Below are 18,702 nucleotides of genomic sequence, written 5' to 3' on the forward strand. Positions count from 1 at the left end.
ATGAACTATTCAAAAACCATAAAAGTATTGATAGTAGACGATTCTATAAGCATTAGAAATCTATTGGAATCCTACCTCTCTCATGACCCTAAAATTGAAGTCATTGGCAAAGCAGCAGATCCATATCAAGCTGCAGAAATGATTAAAAAACAAATTCCAGATGTCATTACATTAGATATTGAAATGCCGAGAATGGATGGACTTACTTTTTTAAAAAAAATCATGACTCAACACCCAATTCCCGTTATTATAGTATCCAGCTTAACAAGTAAAGGTGCTAAAGCAACTATTAAGGCTTTAGAATATGGAGCTGTAGAAATTCTTCAGAAACCTATTCAATATGGGAATACCAAAGAGGAAACCATTCATTATTTAACTACTAAAATTAAAGTAGCCCATTTTGCCAGAGTAAAATCTCGTAAATCAAAATCTTACGATGTGCTTCCTAAACTTTCTGCGGATGCCATATTGAAGAAAAAATCCTTCTATATCAACCAATCTACTACTGATAAAGTGGTGGCTATAGGAGCCAGTACAGGAGGAACGGAAGCCATATTAGAAGTTATAAAAACACTAGACACCAATACAACAGGTATTGTTATTGTTCAACATATTCCAGCACATTTTACTAAAGCATTTGCAAACAGACTTAACGAAATTTGTCCTTTATTTGTAAAAGAAGCGGAGAATGGCGATTTTATCAGAAATGGTTTAGTTTTAATTTCTCCAGGCGATAAACACATGGTAGTAGAACACATGGCTGGTAGAAATAAAGTGAGGTTAATGGATGGCCCACCGGTAAATAGGCACAGGCCATCGGTGGATGTATTATTTCGTTCCATGGCTAACAAAATAGGACATAAAGGATTGGGAGTTTTACTAACAGGCATGGGTGATGATGGGGCACAAGGTCTTTTAGAAATGAAAGAATCAGGAGCGCAAACCATTGCACAAGACGAAAAATCATGTGTGGTTTATGGTATGCCACGAGAAGCCGTAAAGCGGAATGCCCAATTATATAGCATGAACCTAGTATCTATAGCAGAATTTATAAAGAAATTCAGATAGTGAACACTAAGAAAAAAATATTAATTATTGAGGATGACCCTAATATCATTGCATTTTACAAAAGTGCATTGAAGGAAAAATACGCCTTGATGATAGCAAAGAATGGGAAAATCGGCCTCACTAAAGCCTGGGCCAATAGCTTCGACTTGATACTCCTCGACATTGAATTGGGAGACATTAGTGGCATCACCATTTGTGGGAAACTAAAAAAGCATCCAAGCACTAACTTAGTGCCTATTATTATTGTTTCTGCCATTGAAAAAGTGGAAAGCACTATTGAGTCATTTAATAGCGGAGCTTCCGATTTCATCAAAAAACCTTTCCATCCAGAAGAACTCATCAAGAGAATCGAAGTCCATTTAAAGATGAACGAGATGAATCTCAGGCTAAGAAACCAAGCAATGGCCACTCGTAAATCAAAAACGGAATTCTCTCAATTTATCTCCTCCTTGGCTCATGAGCTCAGAAGCCCATTGAACTCTATCATAGGTTTTTCAGAAATATTAAAGGACCCCAAATTAAACCAAGAAGACAAAAACAACTTCCTACGTTTCATTAATCAAGGAGGTCAAAACCTTTTAGGCTTACTCAACGATTTAATTGATTACTCTAAAATAGAAGCAGAAAATCTAAGTGTTCATTTTAGTAAGGTAGACCTAAATAAAGAACTGAAGGAAATGACTAATCATTTCATAGATGATATGCACAAGCATGGACACATTGATAAAGAACTAATATTCAATCCAATAAAAACAGAGGGCTCTGTTTTTATTTATACTGACATTGTTCGTTTTCTGCAAATCATTAAAAACTTTATCGAAAATGCCATTAAATATACAGCTGAGGATGGCTGTATAGAAATTGGTTTCAAATTAGAAAAGAATAATGAAATCAAAGTTTTTGTGACAGATGATGGCATAGGCATGAGCTCTGAGGAACTAGAAAGTCTATTTAGCATGGATAGCTATAGTGGAGGACTGATTCAAATTAAAAAGTCTGGAAAAGGTTTGGGAATGGCTGTTTCTTATAAACTTAGTGAACTTATTGGTGGTAGAATTGATGTTCAAAGTACAGAGGGTTTAGGTAGTACTTTTAGTATCATCCTTCCACTCAACTTTATGGATGAGGAAAAAATAAACCAGATACAACAAGTTCAAAGCTATGACTGGAGTAATAAACTCATCTTAATTGCTGAAGATGTTATGGTGAATTATCTGTTTTATGTGGCGCTATTAAAGAAAACCAATGTAAAACTCATTCATGCTAAAAATGGCTTGGAGGTTTTAGATTTATTAGAAGAATATTCTCCTGACCTCATTTTAATGGATATGGTGATGCCTAAAATGGATGGATTGGAAGCTACTTTACAAGTAAGAAAGTATTATCCTATTATTCCAATTATTGCACAGAGTTCCATTGCGAGTAGAGAGGACAAGGAAAACATTTATAAGGCCGGCTGTAATGATATTATTACTAAGCCTATTAAACCACAAATTTTATTGGATAAGATCAATCGGTTTTTTGAATAGAGATTGGTATAAATCAGTTCATTTCGGTTACTTTAATAATTATTCTATTTCTCTAAACGTGCCCTAAGGGGCTTGTAAAGTCTAATTTCAAATGGCCGAAGTTTAGGGAAGCTGACAGTATAATCACAATTTCGCTAAAAAAACATAAATTCTATTTATAATTCTGAAATTGAATTAATTTCGCCTATCAAAACTTTTTTCAATAATGAATATGCGAAAAATCATTATTTTTATTTCTTTCCTAATCATAGGAGCTACTAGCTTTGCCCAGGTGAATACCCAGCGGTTTTTAGCTATGGGGCGAACCGACCTATTCAACGATAATTATTCGGAATCCATAAAAAACTTAACTACGGCTATTAAAGCTGAACCTGACAAGTTTGAGCCCTACTTTTTTAGAGGGTTAGCTAAATATAGCTTGGGTGATTACGAAGGTGCCATTTCTGATTTCACTAAATCTATAGAAATTAATCCCTATTTCAGTTATAATTACCAATACAGAGGAATTTCAAAATCACAGCTCAACAAATTCCATGAAGCTCTAAAAGATTTTGCCCTAGCCATTCACCGTGGACCCAATAACTCCGATGTATTTGTGAATAGAGGAACCACCAAAATCCAGCTCGACATGTACGAGAATTCTCTACATGATTTTGATACCGCTATTATCCTGGATAAGAAAAATGAGTTGGCTTATATCAATAAATCATATGCCTTATATAAACTGGAGCAGCATGATGCAGCTTTAGACCAAATAAATAAAGCCATTCGCCTTAACTATTTAAACAAAACGGCCTACCAAAGACGTGGAATGCTCAAGTTTGAAATGGAGAAATATGAGGACGCCATATTCGATTTAGAACTGGCCATGAAATTAGATGATGAAGACCCCATACTCTATTTCTTTAGAGCCCTAGGTAGATATAACTTAGGTGATACTATAGGAACATATGCTGATTATGAAAAAGTTTTAGAATTGGATCCCAATAATGCCCTAACTTATTATAACCGATCTATTTTAAAAACGGAGCAAAAGGATTATAAAGGAGCTATTAAAGATTTGAATAAGGTGGTGCAGATCAATAAGAGTAATATTTATGGCTGGTATAATCGAGGTGTAGTGAAATACATGTCTGAGAATTACAAAAGTGCCGAACGTGACTTCACTAAAGCCATTGGCTTATTTCCAGACTTTGCTCAAGCTTATTTAAATCGTTCTGCAGCACGTCATGAGATGAATGATGAAAAAGGTGCTTATGCAGATATGGAATCAGCCAAAGAAATAAAAGAGCGTTTTAATAATATGCCTCCTGATAGTATTCCCCTCATGTATAAGGACAGTATAGAATTTACCAAGCTTATTGCTTTTGAGAGTGATTTTAATAATGCAAATGCAGAGGATGGTTATCTACAATTTAAGAATGTATACGTGGAATTGGAATCTAATTTTGTGATTTCTATGTTAGCAAGTGACGAAGATACTTATATCGAAGCCAAAAGAAAACAATATTATATCAAAGAGATCGTGGAGTATAATCAATCGAAACTAGCTGATCACAAATTGGCATTTGGTTTGACTAAAGAAATAAACGAATTAAGTCCAAAAAAATCAGCGGAGATTCTAGCGAGAATGGATTCTACGCTACAAGATAATCCCAATAATCCATTTAACTATCTCTATATAGGAATTCTAAATGAAAGACTTGGGAATTTTGAAGAAGCAGAACGTAGCTATCAATATGCGGTCAAATTGGATCCTACTTTTGGGTTTGCCTATTTAAACTTGGCCAATGTGGTGTATCTCAATATCATGAAAAATCATGAACGAAATATAGAGGCGAAACCCAATATTACTCGACAGGACATAGAAGATATAGAAGAAAAGGAAGAGGTTTATGATATTCCACAGCTAAAAGAAGCCATTAATTATTATAATCAAGCTTTGCAAATCTATCCCAATTTAGGTTTTCTTTATTATAATAGAGGCAACTTACAAAACAAGATGCAAAACTATATGGAAGCCATTGATGATTATAATAATGCCATTAAGCATCAACCTGATATGGCTGAGGCCTATTATAATAAAGGATTAACTTTGCTCCTTCTTAAGGACAATGAAAACGCCTGCCCTAACTTGAGTAAGGCTGGTGAATTGGGAATTAGTTCTTCCTATAATTTAATTAAAAGATATTGCACAAAAAATTAAGATCATGGATAAGTTATTTCAAATTATTAAAGAAAGTAAGAGAGTAAAAACCGTTGTAAGTTTGAATGAGTTAAGCCAACACCGTTGGAGCCCTCGTTCTTTTGATGAAAAAGAAGTAGAGATGGAAAAACTGATGAGTATGATGGAAGCAGGCAGATGGTCGGCTTCAGCATTTAATGAGCAACCTTGGAGATTCATCATTGGTTTCAAAGGTGATGATACTTTCAATAAGATGGTAGATACCATGGTGGAATTCAATCAAAACTGGGCGAAAAATGCTCCTGTACTTATTTTGAACATCTGTAAAAACAATTTCACACACAATAATACTATAAATGACATGGCTAAATACGATGTAGGACAAGCTGTTGCCTCCTATTGCTTAGAAGCCGTTCATCAAGGGTTGACAACTCATCAAATGTCGGGATTCGATGCGAAAAAAGCAGATGAAAGATTTAATTTGGGAGAAGCATTTAGTAGCTTGAGTATAACTGCCCTAGGCTATTTAGGAAAGCCAGATGCTTTACCTGAGGAACTCTTTAAAGTTGAATTACAAAACAGAATGAGAAACCAAATGGAGAAAGTGGTTTTTACTGACGAACTCAACAAAACTCCATTTACTCTTTAAAACTATTTTCATGAAATTTCATTATTCCAGCTTATTTATATCGCTATTCGCATTTGTCATATTAGCCTCCTCTTGTGATTCTTCATCGACTAGTCAGGAAAAGGAAAGTAAAAAAACGGAGGAGGTCAAGAATGTAGTGATTCCTATATTTAATGCTGATTCTGCGTATAAATTTGTAGCGGAGCAAGTGGCTTTTGGTCCACGAGTACCTAATACAAAAGAACATATTGCAGGTGGACTTTATTTGGAGAAAACCCTCAAACGTTTCACTCCTGATGTTTTGGTTCAAGAGTTTCAAGCCAGAGCTTATAATGGTACAGTGTTGAATGGGAAAAACTTCATAGCACAGTTCAATAAAGAAAAAAGCAAGAGAGTTTTATTGGCAGCCCATTGGGATAGTCGCCCCTATGCCGATCACGATCCAGATGAAGCCAATTATCACACGGCCATAGATGGTGCTAACGATGGAGCTAGTGGAGTTGGCGTTTTAATGGAATTGGCACGTCTAATGTCTAAGCAAGCCCCCGATGTGGGAGTTGATATCGTTTTCTTCGATTTGGAAGATTATGGAATGCCAAGATTTGCCGGTGATGGGGATAATGAATCTTGGGCTTTGGGATCTCAACATTGGGCCAATAATCCAATGCCAGTAGGCTATAATGCCAATTTCGGAATCTTATTGGATATGGTAGGCGCTCAAGGCATCATCTTTAAAATGGAACATTATAGCATGTATTATGCTCCACATATCGTGAAAAAAGTATGGAAACAAGCTAGCTTATTAGGCTATGATTCTATTTTTCTTTTTGAAGAAGGTGGTTATGTCATGGATGATCACATCCCCGTAAATCAAGTTATGGGAATCCCAATGATTGATATTATCCATTATCATGAATCCAGCGAATCCACATTTTTCCCTCACTGGCACACCGTAAACGACAATATGGATGCCATTGACAAAAGTAGCCTAAGAATTGTTGGTGAGACTGTAACTTCTGTGGTTTATTATGAATAAATGATAACATGTTAAATTTAAAAAACGCAAGTCATTGGACTCGCGTTTTTTTTGTGTGTTTAGGTCTTTTTGCTTTGTGAACAGCTATTTTATCTCAAACACAAAGAAACTCATAGTAGCTTACAACATCTCATTGGCCAAATTAGCCAAATCACTACGTTCCCCTTTTTCCAGTTGAACATGAGAATAGAGCGGATGTCCTTGGATTTTATCAATCAGATAAGATAAGCCATTACTTTGACTATCTAGATATGGTGTATCTATTTGGTAGATATCACCAGTGAAAACGATTTTTGTTCCCTCTCCTGCCCTAGTGATTACCGTTTTAACCTCATGGGGAGTTAAGTTCTGGGCTTCATCTACAATAAAGAATACATTAGAAATACTTCTACCTCGGATATAAGCCAAAGGAGAAATGACTATTTTCTCATTTTCCATGGCCGCTTTTATATTCTGATATTCTTTATCCCTTTCTGAATATTGATTTCTAATGAATTTCAAATTATCATAAAGGGGTTCCATATATGGTGTAATCTTCTCTTTGGCATCGCCCGGAAGAAAACCAATATCCTTATTACTTAATGGAACTATGGGACGACTTAGGAAGATTTGTTTGAAATCTCTTCTTTGCTCCAATGCTCCTGCCAATGCAAGAAGAGTTTTTCCAGTTCCGGCTATTCCTTGCAAACTCACTAATTTTACTTCCGGATTTAATAAGGCATGAAGCGCAAAAACCTGTTCCGCATTTCGTGGCATAATACGATGAATGGCCTGTTTGTCTATACGCTCTATTCTATCTAAAGTGGGATTATAATACCCCAATACTGAGCTCTTATTACTCTTAAGAATAAAGTACTGATGTGGCTTGATATTTTCAAAGTCTAAATCTTGCCGATCGCAGTATCCGTTTTGATAGATTAAATCGATAACTGCACTATCCACATTATCTACTCTAGCTTTTCCGGTATATAGATTATCTACATTCAGAATCTTTCCGGTTTGAAAATCTTCGGCAGAAATATTTAAAGCTTTTGCTTTTATCCTAAGGTTTATATCTTTAGTGACCATGATTACTGGCCTCTTTGGAAATTCATGCTGCAAAGAAATAGCTACATTCAAAATTTTATGGTCTGCCTTGTTGACTCCATAAACTTTTTCGGCATCCACATTTCCATTTGAAGACTTGGTTTCCATCACTACTTTAAATTTCCCTTTCTGGTCTCCTCCAATTTTTTGCCATTTTGTTAAAGTGCCTTTATCGGAAAGAGAATCCATAATGCGAATAAACTCTCGAGCTTGAAAATTCTTGGTATCATTTCCTTTTTTAAAATTGTCCAATTCCTCTAAAACAGTAATAGGAATAGCTACATCATTATCGTCAAAACTATTAATAGCATCGTGACTATAAAGAATTACGGAAGTATCTAATACGAATATTTTTTTGATTTTAGATTTGGCCATGGTTCTATTTTTAAGTGAATATTAGTTCGCTAGTGTGCTCTAACAACTAGCACCATTTAAAATTAAAAAAAATTTAATAGAGGGGATATAATAATTATTAGGACTTATTAACGGTAAAAAGTTCAAGTAATATCGATACTCATTATGCAAATATCATAATTACAGATATATAAAATTAGTGAAAACGGAACCTCATTTTTTTGTTTTACCAAAGTAATACTTTTTCTACAATTGTAAATGATTTCTTTTTTTGAATATTAATAAATTAAAAATGAATAATCTTTGGTAAACGTATTTATGAAAATCCTATATTTACTAATTATTAGTGAGTTATATCGTAGGGATTTAGTTCAACAATGTATAAAAAAACAACTGAAACACTAGTAAAATCAAAGCTTTTAGCCCACTTCAACTTTCTTGTATCTTGACAGGAATGTGCCGCACTTCCTGCTACTATTCCTAGCCTTTGATTAAAAGCATATGGAGACTGAATAGTAGACAAATGGGATTGAGCTTATTTTGCCTGTAATAATAAGCAAGTAAATAAGAGTTCTAATACAAGAATGGCTAGTTATGAATATCTAGATACCTTAATATTTATCCGGAATTCGGAATTCAAGCAATATCATATTATAAACAAATCTATTAAAACAATCACCAATAATGGATATAGAAAACGATCATAAGACGGAGTCAACTGATGCACAGAAGCAATCGAACGAGCTTTCATATGCAGAACTCAAACCAAAGACCAATGAAGATCTGAATGCTAAAAGACCAGCTAGACGAAAAAGGAGGCAAGCAACCGAAGAACAACTTGCCAACCCTCTACATGGGGTAAAACTGGCTCAGATATTAGAAAGTCTAGTAGAGAATTATGGCTGGGAATACCTGGCAGAGCATGTCAATATTCGCTGTTTCAAATTTAATCCTACCATGAAATCAAGCCTGGGTTTTTTAAGGAGAACGCCATGGGCTCGAGATCAAGTTAAGGAATTCTATGTAAAGATGTTGGAAGAGGATTAAACACGATGGTACGAAAGTATCATAGCTTTATTTTATAAATGAAATTCATTCTAACAATTACCCAATATGGCAGGAAGCCAGAAGTAGATTTACTACTAGCTTCTGACTCCCGACTTCGAACCATGAAACTTGTAGAAACTGAAACACCAAAGTAAATAATTTAAAAAACGAATGAGCCCTATTATTCCAAAGAAATATGCATCTTTGCTTTGACAGAATAGAATTTGTCAAAAACAATATCAAAACCAAAAAATGATTTGTACACTTTGCAGTTCTGAACTAATAAACAAAAAAGATGCATATTATTATCATTGTGATACTTGTAAAGCCTTGGTAAAAGACAAAAAGTATTACTTATCTTCCGACGAAGAAAAAGCAAGATACGAAACTCATAATAATGATGTAAATGATATTGGATATCAGAACTTCACCTTACCCATAACTAATTATGTAACGAAGAATTGCTCACCAAATCATAAGGGATTAGATTTCGGAAGTGGTACTGGCCCCGTGATTTCAAGTATGCTGAAGAAGCTAGGATTTGATATTGAGCAATATGATCCATTTTTCGCGCCCAATCCTAAGCCATTGATTCATCAATACGACTATATTTTGAGTTGTGAGGTATTTGAACATTTTCATCAGCCCAAATTAGAAATTGATAGACTTTTTTCTTTATTGAATAAGAATGGAATACTACTAATTATGACCATGTTGTATATTGAAAATATTGACTTTGGGGGATGGAATTACAGAAACGACGATACCCATGTTTTTATTTATAGAAAGGAAACTATAGAATATATTGCAGAGGAATGGAAGCTAGAAATCGATGTTCTGACTGATAGGCTTATTGTGCTAAGGAAGCTGAGAGAATGAAGATTAGAGTACAAAGTTAGGAGTAAAGAGCTGGAAGTTCAAAGTTAACAACTAGTACTTAAGCGTTGGAATAAATAAATAAATTTACTGCTTTTGAAATTAGAAATATTATACCAAGACGATTACCTAGTGGCTATCAATAAACCCAATGGTCTGCTGGTTCACCGTACCAAGATTGCAAATGACGCCACTGAATTTGCCTTACAAATATTGCGTAACCAATTAGGCAGAAAAGTATTTCCCGCTCATCGCATCGACCGTAAAACAAGTGGTATTTTATTATTCTCCTTGGATGAAAATACCGACAGCCTTATGCAACAACAATTTTCTGAAGGCAAAGTGGATAAAAGATATTTGGCCATCGTTAGAGGTTTTACACCAGATGAAGAATTAATAGATTATCCTCTGAAAAAAGAAAATGGCAAATTACAAGAAGCCATCACCAAATATAAAACTGTGGATCGTAGCGAACTTGAAATTCCATTTTCGAGGCATCCAACATCTCGTTATTCGCTTTTAAATGTGGAGCCTTTAAGTGGTAGAATGCATCAGATTAGAAAACATTTGGCTCATATTCATCATCCCATCATAGGCGACAGACCACATGGTTGCAATAAGCAGAATAAACTATTCAAAGAAAAGTGGAATATGATGAGCATGATGCTGCATGCGCGTTCGATTACATTTTTTCACCCTATCACTAATAAGAAAACCAATATTATTGCTCAACCTTCAGAAGAGTTCTTAAGGACCACTCAATTCCTTGGATTAAAAAATGATACTTTCAGAGATTTATCAAATCTATGAGCTAAGAATTTGAAATTCAGAAATAAAATCAAAAACAAGAAAACAAAAATCTGATTTATAGAAGACTAAATCGCTAGCCAATTGAAAGAAATTCCTATTTGGATAGCCACACTTTTTTTGTGATTTGCTGATGCTCTGTAATGAGTTTTATTACATAAATTCCGGAAGTCACATTATGATATTTATTAATCACTTCTTTTTCATAATCATAAGATGCTATCAACTTACCTTCAACAGTATATATAGAATATGAAAAGGTGTTGTTTTCAGAAAGTTCAAGTGTGTTTTTTATAGTTAATGCTCCTTTACTTGCAAATATCAGCCAGGTATTATCTGCTAATTTTTCTTCTATGCCAACACCCTCGGCAAACACAATTTCGAATCTGTTTTCAATTACGTTGTCAGTATTATAGAAGTTAAGTTTGGTATATTTCCTTAAATCATAATAAGAACTTGTTGTTTTGTCGTATAAATTAATTGGCTGGTCTTCCTCAAAAGAGTCTATACCATGAAATGTTAGCGAGTAGCTTTCTTGTTTTCCAAACCTGATAGACATGTCATACCTTCCTTCGATCATATTGACAGGTAAAGTATTGATGCTATAATCATTGTTCTGAAAAGAGAGCCATGCATCTGCAATCTTATCATTATTAGAGGTGAATTTTATAGCATCATAATGTCCATCATAATCTGATGTTGCTTTTTCATGAAACTTCAAAAACACTTTATCCGTCACCCCATAACTTGTTGAAGTTTCAACTACTAATTGGTTTAGTTGCTCCTTAACTTCTGGTTGATATTCATCATAAATCTTCCCTTTATTTGATTTATAATACAAATGTGAGCTATCAGCAACCCTTGAATCTGGCGTAAATGTGATATCTAAATTGGGCTCGTTTACGTGAATAAAGAAAGCTTGTCCGGCTGGGATAAACCTAGATGCTGTTCCAACTCCATTATTATAAAAGATATACTGACCATTCTCAACATCCCAATAATGTATGGCTTTATCTATTCCTAATGGTAAATTATCTTGAATCACTCCCCAATCCATTGATGCGGTATACGGATTTCCAACTAAATTATAACCTTCCCATCCAGCTCCACTTGTAAAATCTAAATTTTGAATAGTGACATCACCCGTATTCAGCTTTCCAGTTACATTGACAGTGTGACCAAAATTATCTAATAACATAAGAGCATAGCCTTTACCAGCTGATAGAATTTCGTCGGTAGTACTAATGTATGCCCAATTACCAACTGGTTCATCCCAATATTTTAAGTATTGATTCATTAAATCTCCTGATTGAAAATCAGAAACAGCAGGAGAAAACAAATGCCATATTCCATTATCTGGGATTCCACTAATCGTAGCCATATATCTCTCAACCTTTGCATCTCCAATTACTGTTCCTTCAGGAATAAAAGTTGCCGCTCCAGCCGCGTCCGATTCAATACTAAGAGTCGCTCCACTAGCAACAGTAACATCATTCGTGACTTTTAAAATATTGTCAGATGCAACAGTGAAATTAGCACCAGGTTGAATAGTTAGGGTGTTGAAAAAGTATGGGAAGCGGTAAAGAGCCCAGCTGGGTGAGTTCGCACTTCCTGAAGGAACGACTACATTGGCACCAGCATCTGGAACAAATGAAGTTCCTTTACTAGAGACGGTCCAATTTTGATAATTATCCCAGTCGGTATCATTTTGGCCATTCCAATAATAGTATTCATTATGAATACCAGGAGTAACATCATAATAATTTGTGGCGTAGGCCGTACTAATAATCCATTCGTCTAAAATCATTGAATTCTGGTCTTCTATAATATTCGCTTTCCTAACTGCATGTTTATTAATATATTCCCATTCCTTCCCTGTACCATCAGCTTTTATTACTCCATAGGTATCCAGCCTAGTATAAGCTGCTTTATTCCTTTTGTAAAGCAGTATAATGGCATCAGTGCCATTTAACCATGAAGGATCAATTCCACCATCTGATTGATTGGCAGTAAAGCCATAAGTTCTATAGAAATCAATGGCATTAGGTGCATAAATAAACTTTTCGCCTGGTTCGATGGACCCCACAAGGTTAATTCTTTGTGTATTTCTATAGAATCCTAAATAATAGCTTGTTAAATCAATGGTTTCATCACCTGCATTATAAAGCTCAACAAACCTACCTTCCGCCTCATTTACTGGGTAAGCCACTTCTGAAATCAACAACTTCCCTCCTCCTATTGTATTGGATTCGTCAATTGATACATTATCAATATACCAAGAATCGCCATCATCATTAGTCATAACAAAAGCAATATAAACACTTTGTCCATCAAATGCACTTAAGTCTATTTCTCTTAATGAATATGCAGTTGAAAATGAAGATTCTCCATAACTAGCAATGATGTTAAAATCAGAATGCAAGCTTTGAGAATTGGTGGAAATCCTTATACTATAATCACTTCCATATTCAGTAGTATAATCTTGCTTTTCAAAGAAAGATAAGGTTGAAATCGACCCAAGGGTAATTAATGGACTTACTAGCCAATCTTCAAGTATTGTTCCACCTATATTTTCCCAATATACCATGGCTCCATTTTTGTCATAACCACCATTCTTATTAATATCCCAATCATAATTTATACCTGCCCCATTAATACCTCTATATGTGATCCAGTCGGTTGGCGGGAAAGTTCCATTGTCGAAATATTCTAAAAAAGGTAGAATATAACTGTTTTTTTGCTTTGTCTGCTTATTGGCTGAATCATTTTGCATCGATATATCTGAAGATTCAGACTGAGTTTTATCATTGTCTATTTTCTGTCCAATAACATTTTGTGCATTTAAGGAGGTGAAAAAAAGTATGAAAACTAATAAATCAAATATTCGCTTAATCATAGATAGTTTGTTTTACATTCAACGCATAAATTTACATCTTAATGCAACTCTCCATCCGAACTGTTTATATATTAGACGCTTAGACTCACAACTCCATATTATGGACATTGTGCGGTTTTTGGAATATTTTGATAGAATGGCTACCTGAAGGACTTTGTCCTATTTTTGGAAAAAACAAGAGATATAAACAACCTGCTGATTTTATAATTTTAATTACCAAAACAGATTGTTTTTTCTAATATTTACCGTAGAAAAAGACTTGATTTGCTCATTAGTACTTGAACTAGATACTTATATCATTATCCTAGAAAACTAATAACTTATTAATTGATGTATGAAGGTTATTGGTTAAAATCCGATATGATTTTGGTTAAACCTAATTACCATTTTTCTTAAGTTCCTGAAATATCAATTCTTTCATCTCATTAAACTCATCGAGCTTAAAAAGACGTGTTAAAGCTATAATTTCGCCCTTTTTATTGATGATGATGTTTCTGGTAACTCCTGCTCCTTCTTGGGCATATTGATGAAATATGGAACCATCCTCATCATATCCTAAAGGATAAGTAATTTTCATATCCTTACCGAATTTGTTTACTGTTTCTGGACTTTCTTTAAAATCCATCCCTATGACCATAAAATCATCATTTTTTAATTTTTGCCAAATGTCTTTCTCTATAAATGGCATTTCCTTACGACAAACACTACACCAACTGGCTGTGAATTGCAGCATGATTACTTTATCTCTATTTTCAGATAATTTAAATGTAGTCCCATCACTTAGTGTAGTTTCAAAATTGGGAGCCATATCCCCTACCTTTACTATGTATTGATGCTCGTAAACTTTTTGTGCTTGTGAACTGAAAACAAAAAGGGATACAATAATTAGAAGGATGGTTTGTGTTGATCTAGTCATTACTTTCTGGTTTAGAATCCTCTAATCTTTTTCTTCTCGCATTTTCTTATGATTTTCGATAAATTCGGGTAATTGTTCACTAACCAATCGTTTTGCAATAATCTTCTTGTTTTTATCTAAAACCACAATAACTGGCGTTGTAAAAATATTATAGAGTTCATGATAATCTGTGGTATAGGATCTAGGTCCATTCACATTAATAAAATTCATCTTCTTCTCACGTATATACTTTTTCATATCTGCTAAATTTGAATCTGCGCAAACAGTATATACTTCAACATCCAATTTCTCAGCGTATTCATTATAGAATTCTACCAATTTTGGAGATTCCTTTTTACAATGCCCACATTGTGGATCCCAGAAATAAATAATGGTATACTCATTTTTAATATCGAAAAGACTCTGGGGTTGTAGATTGGTATCTTGCATTATCATATTCTTTGCCAAATTACCAATTAAAACCACTCTCCTTTTATCGGATTCTTCAACAATGTTTTTAATCACATCTTCGTGCAACCAAGGTGCTTTGCCTTTAGAAAAGTAATTATCGGAAAGATAAACTAAAATAGCATCATGCCCCATTATTTGACTCTCGTCAAACTTTACTGTTAAGTGCCAAAGTGTAAACTTATACAAATCGCCTGTTTCGTTCATTTGAGACAAAAGATGATCGATTTCATAAATAATACTATCTGCATCTTTACTTACCACTTTATCAAAATAAGTATCTAATTTTTTATGAAAGACTGGTGTTCTGATTAATCTATCATCACCTAAATCAACTGCATCCCAATAATGAGCTTTATAATAACGGAAAGGATAAGAAGAATCTTTACTTCCATCGGGTAATGTTAATAAAGTGTCAGGAAAAGAAGCTTCTTTAATCAAACCAAAAAACTTAGCCAAAAAAGTTTGAGGATGATCCTTTATCAGGTTCTCTTTATAATCATTCATTTCGGTGTTAATCACCTGAATTTGGTCACGAATTATCTGAGTGGAATCAGAACCTTTTTCCAATGCTCTTAGACGAGCATTTAATGGTTGTAATTTTTCGTATAGTTGAGACGAGTATTTCAAGTAGTCATAAAACAATACATTTTCAGCACTGTTGGTCACTTCCATATTTGCGATATAGTCTGGTCCATTGCTCTCCAACTTTAGGTCTCTACTATCAGAAACTAAGAACTCTAAAATGCTTTTCTTAGACTGATCGACCACAATATATAGTCCACCATCAAGTTTTTCATCTTTCTGAAAAACAAAACTTCCTTTGCCTTTTACATAGGCAGTATCGGCCAAATAGGTTTTATCGCCATAATAATTGGCAAGATAGAGAACAGAATCAGCTTTTTCTTTAAGTTTTACTTCAAATTTATATTTGTAATTGACTTGGGATAAACCCAAAAAAGAGATACTTATCAATGCAATTAATAAACTTATGTGTTTCATACTATTCGTCATTTTAGTGTACATCAGGATATTTTTTCTCCCCTGCATTTATAGCAATTGGTAATGAATTCTCGCGGGGAGGAATTACACAACTCCATCGGTGATTATAAGCACAATAAGGATTATAAGCCTTATTAAAATCGACAATAAAAGTCTTGGTTTCAGGGATTTTAAAATCGATATAGCGGCCTCCTCCATAAGTTAATACCGTAGAATTATCATCAGTAAATGGCAAGAATAGAAAATCTTTATACAAGCTATCTTTTTGATGATTAATATTTTGATATGCTTTTAATCGAAACTTTTTCCCATCAAGCTCAAATACTACATTCCCAAATACTTTATAATCTGGTAATCTATCAGTGGATGTTTTTAGCTTAATAATCGCTCCAGTATCTTCATATTCTAGATGAGCTTCCACCATGTATTTTTCATCTATTTCAAAATATTCAAGACCAATAAAATGGTCAATCTGATCACTACTTAAAGGGCTTTTATCAATGACTCTAAAAGTACTATCCTTTGAAAGGCGATCTTTAATAATCTCATCTTTATAAGCTTGTCGGTTAGGCTGACAAGAAATAGAAGAGATTAATACAAGCATACTAAAAATGAGATTTTTCATGAGGTAAAAGTAAGAAATCTATTGAAAATAGAAATGCTCATTTTTTGTTAAACAAATAAAAAAGCCGTTTGAGTTCAAACGGCTTTTTTACTCTATCTAAAGAAGAATAGAAAAACGAGCGGAATAATGATTCCCAAGGCCAAATAAACACCTCCTCTTCCTTTTATTCCTTTCTTTCCTTTATTCATGATTATTCCTGAAATAGCAAGAATAATAAGTGCTCCAGCAAAAATATCGGAGAACCATTTCCACCAACTTCCTGGATTATAGTGTAAATAATTCATATAAAAGAAAATAGGCCTTCTTTTTAGTGTTTCAACGCTAGCATCTCCTGTTTCAGTATTTAATAATACTGAACCATTTTTAATAAATATTTTCAGCAATCCAGGACGCATATAATAATACTTCTTAAACTTTGCATCCTGATCAACCAAATCTAATAACTGATAAACTTGTTCATCATTCACATCATTGTACACTTCCGGATTACTGATTTCGTAATAAGAATTTTCAATTTGGTAATTGGGATTCCAATCCTTTATATGGTTAATGGCAATACCACTTAATGCATAAATAATGGTCATACCAAAAAAGAAAAATCCAAAATCACGATGGATAAATCTATTCCATTTTCTCCAATTAAATTTCATATATATAAATTTAAAAAGCTTGCCTTCACCTCATAAAATATGAATGTCGACAAGCTTATTTATTCCTTGTTAATTTTACTATTTTGCTTCTTTATAAGACTTAGCAAGAATAGAGTAGAAAGATAAATACCCTTTTTCAGAATCTTTAACTTGTGCTCTTAGGTCAGCAATTTGAGCTAATTCAGTAGCACAACTACCTTCTACCTCTTGGTGGCTATCGCCTTCATGATCTGCATGAGCATCTCCTTCACCTTCGTGTCCACCTTTATGCTTCATTTCTTCTTGAGCAGGATTTTCAGCTAAAACATCAGCTTCTAATTTGTCAAGTTCAGCCATGTCAACTTTGTATTCTTCAAGAATACCAACAACTACATAATCGCTACCTTCCATTTCTAAGTTGAAATTTCCGCTTTCGTCTGTTGCGGTTACTTTTAATCTAAAATCTGGATCATCACCAGTGATAAACATTTTAGTTCCACCGTGTTTACAAGTATGGACTACAGTTCCTGTAACTTCTACAATTTGGTCGCCTAAACCTTCAGCAGTTGCATCAAAGTTGTTAATATCTAAAGCTTTTGGTGCCATCTCAGCTGTTTTTTCAGCTTGTTCTCCTTCATTAGCTGGTGCTGGGCAATCACAAGATACCCCAATTAGAGCCATCACAACTAAACTAAATAATAATTTTTTCATTGATTGTTTTTTTGATTTAAATTCAAATGCATAGTTACATATTATCCATTTTAGAATCAATATGAATACTTCCAAAAAGAATAATTAACATCTCTTTAACGAAGCCCATAACACCCTTACTATCTATGTGTTACACATGTTATTTATTATAAATAAAAATACTTTTGGAATCATTAAACTAAAATAGAGTTTAAGTCAGTATAAACTTCCATTTTTGACTTCTTTAAACGATTAAAATCTTGATGTCCATTGGCTATTAGCACAATATCCAAATTTAATTTATCCGCCACTTCTTTATCATGTAGTGTATCTCCAAACATGATTGTCTCCTTCGTTGAAATCTGGTATTCCCGCATCATTTGAATACCCCTATCAATTTTTCCAGCAGCCAGGTGATTATCAATACCATAAACGGCTTCGAAAAAGTGACCGATTTTATAGTCTTTCATGGCTTTGACCAATGCCTGATGCTCCATAGCTGATAAAATATATTGCCGCTTTCCTTGACGTTGAAAATGCATTAAAGCAGGAATTGCATCCACATGAAGTTCACAATCGGGTAGCTCTTCAAAATACAAATCCATAAAATCATGGCCAATAATATTGAAAGGATCTTTACTAAAGTTTATACCTATTTTTTCATAATAATCTTGAACAGGAAAAGTGAAGACTTCTTGGTATCTTTTTTTAGTCAGTAAAGGAATGTTTCGGGATCTAAGAAGTTGATTCATACACTTAATACACATATCCACATCGTTGAGCAATGTTCCATTCCAGTCCCATATGACGGTATTATATCGATTGAATTTCATGTCTGCAAGATAAGAAGAGATCCTAGAATGAAGAATGATTACTCTATT

16 protein-coding genes are annotated in these 18,702 nt (G+C 34.0%); 8 read left to right on the plus strand and 8 right to left on the minus strand.

The annotated features are described in order from the left end of the window. From HNS40_RS08890 to HNS40_RS08910, 5 genes are all read left to right on the plus strand, one after another. Positions 1-1,068, plus strand: coding sequence for a chemotaxis response regulator protein-glutamate methylesterase (locus HNS40_RS08890; RefSeq protein ID WP_172279829.1), 1,068 nt, complete (start codon positions 1-3; stop codon positions 1,066-1,068). Beyond that, entirely contained in the window at positions 1,068-2,597 is a 1,530-nt protein-coding gene (locus tag HNS40_RS08895; RefSeq protein WP_172279831.1) for a response regulator, read from the plus strand. The genes HNS40_RS08890 and HNS40_RS08895 overlap by 1 nt, the downstream gene beginning before the upstream one ends. 205 nt (positions 2,598-2,802) lie before the next feature. Beyond that, positions 2,803-4,803: a tetratricopeptide repeat protein gene (locus HNS40_RS08900; RefSeq protein WP_172279833.1), complete on the plus strand. Its 2,001-nt coding sequence runs from the start codon at positions 2,803-2,805 to the stop codon at positions 4,801-4,803. A gap of 4 nt (positions 4,804-4,807) precedes the next feature. Next, positions 4,808-5,431: a nitroreductase family protein gene (locus HNS40_RS08905; RefSeq protein ID WP_172279835.1), complete on the plus strand. Its 624-nt coding sequence runs from the start codon at positions 4,808-4,810 to the stop codon at positions 5,429-5,431. Positions 5,432-5,441: 10 nt separating this feature from the next. After that, positions 5,442-6,446 carry a M28 family peptidase gene (locus HNS40_RS08910; protein WP_172279837.1) on the plus strand — a complete coding sequence of 335 codons (1,005 nt, stop codon included), beginning with the start codon at positions 5,442-5,444 and terminating at the stop codon, positions 6,444-6,446. Between the two features lie 120 nt (positions 6,447-6,566). Here HNS40_RS08910 and HNS40_RS08915 read toward each other — a convergent pair whose 3' ends face one another. After that, positions 6,567-7,907, minus strand: coding sequence for a PhoH family protein (locus HNS40_RS08915; protein WP_172279839.1), 1,341 nt, complete (start codon positions 7,905-7,907; stop codon positions 6,567-6,569). 663 nt (positions 7,908-8,570) lie between these two features. On the opposite strand from HNS40_RS08915, the gene HNS40_RS08920 reads away from it, so the two are divergent. The 3 genes from HNS40_RS08920 to HNS40_RS08930 all read left to right on the plus strand — a co-directional run bounded on the left by HNS40_RS08920 (position 8,571) and on the right by HNS40_RS08930 (position 10,619). Next, positions 8,571-8,933 (plus strand): VF530 family DNA-binding protein, encoded by a 363-nt coding sequence (locus HNS40_RS08920; protein ID WP_172279841.1) that lies wholly within the window; start codon positions 8,571-8,573, stop codon positions 8,931-8,933. Positions 8,934-9,185: 252 nt separating this feature from the next. Continuing rightward, positions 9,186-9,812, plus strand: coding sequence for a class I SAM-dependent methyltransferase (locus tag HNS40_RS08925; protein ID WP_172279843.1), 627 nt, complete (start codon positions 9,186-9,188; stop codon positions 9,810-9,812). Between the two features lie 93 nt (positions 9,813-9,905). Then, complete coding sequence (locus HNS40_RS08930; protein ID WP_216663712.1) at positions 9,906-10,619, plus strand: pseudouridine synthase; 714 nt, start codon at positions 9,906-9,908, stop codon at positions 10,617-10,619. A 94-nt stretch (positions 10,620-10,713) separates the two neighbouring features. Here the strand turns inward: HNS40_RS08930 and HNS40_RS08935 are convergent, their stop codons facing one another. The 7 genes from HNS40_RS08935 to HNS40_RS08965 form a co-directional block, all read right to left on the minus strand. After that, positions 10,714-13,512, minus strand: a complete 2,799-nt coding sequence (locus HNS40_RS08935; RefSeq protein WP_172279845.1) for a T9SS-dependent choice-of-anchor J family protein — start codon at positions 13,510-13,512, stop codon at positions 10,714-10,716. 376 nt (positions 13,513-13,888) lie between these two features. After that, positions 13,889-14,428, minus strand: coding sequence for a peroxiredoxin (locus HNS40_RS08940; protein WP_172279847.1), 540 nt, complete (start codon positions 14,426-14,428; stop codon positions 13,889-13,891). A gap of 21 nt (positions 14,429-14,449) precedes the next feature. Beyond that, positions 14,450-15,877: a TlpA family protein disulfide reductase gene (locus HNS40_RS08945; RefSeq protein ID WP_172279849.1), complete on the minus strand. Its 1,428-nt coding sequence runs from the start codon at positions 15,875-15,877 to the stop codon at positions 14,450-14,452. A gap of 13 nt (positions 15,878-15,890) precedes the next feature. After that, on the minus strand, positions 15,891-16,502 hold the full coding sequence (locus tag HNS40_RS08950) for a DUF1684 domain-containing protein (RefSeq protein ID WP_172279851.1): 612 nt from the start codon (positions 16,500-16,502) through the stop codon (positions 15,891-15,893). A 92-nt stretch (positions 16,503-16,594) separates the two neighbouring features. Next, the gene (locus HNS40_RS08955; protein WP_172279853.1) at positions 16,595-17,152 is read right to left on the minus strand and encodes a PepSY-associated TM helix domain-containing protein; all 558 of its coding nucleotides are present in this window, start codon (positions 17,150-17,152) and stop codon (positions 16,595-16,597) included. A gap of 78 nt (positions 17,153-17,230) precedes the next feature. Beyond that, positions 17,231-17,842, minus strand: a complete 612-nt coding sequence (locus HNS40_RS08960) for a hypothetical protein (protein WP_172279855.1) — start codon at positions 17,840-17,842, stop codon at positions 17,231-17,233. A gap of 173 nt (positions 17,843-18,015) precedes the next feature. Further along, positions 18,016-18,654 (minus strand): HAD family hydrolase, encoded by a 639-nt coding sequence (locus HNS40_RS08965; RefSeq protein WP_172279857.1) that lies wholly within the window; start codon positions 18,652-18,654, stop codon positions 18,016-18,018. Positions 18,655-18,702: the final 48 nt, after the last annotated feature.

The sequence above is a fragment of the Lentimicrobium sp. S6 genome, assembly GCF_013166635.1.
Taxonomy (GTDB): Bacteria; Bacteroidota; Bacteroidia; order Bacteroidales; family UBA12170; genus UBA12170.